Here is a 216-nt window from a genome sequence, read left to right as displayed (position 1 = left end):
TATTTCCCGCCAAACTGGGCGCCGAGGCCGAGTTTCTGGGCTTCTTCCAGCAGTTCTTGTTCCAGTTGCAGATCGCGGAATGCCTGACCGTGAGCGTTACCTTCAGTCGGCAGCGCATCATAGTAGTGTGTGCTGGCCAGTTTCACCGTTTTGAGGGTGCTTTCTGCTGACGTACCACCAATTACAAATGCGATATGGTACGGTGGGCAAGCTGCA

General features: G+C 54.2%; 1 protein-coding gene. It reads right to left on the bottom strand.

Annotated features, from left to right (window positions below):
- Positions 1–216: fumarate hydratase (locus tag FDX22_RS24675; RefSeq protein ID WP_186805470.1), on the bottom strand; the 216-nt coding region annotated here is incomplete at both ends.

The organism is Citrobacter sp. TBCS-14 (assembly GCF_005280805.1).
Taxonomy (GTDB): domain Bacteria; phylum Pseudomonadota; class Gammaproteobacteria; order Enterobacterales; family Enterobacteriaceae; genus Citrobacter; species Citrobacter gillenii.
The sequence above is the reverse complement of the archived record's forward strand: the minus strand, read 5'-3'. Positions and strand labels throughout refer to the sequence as shown.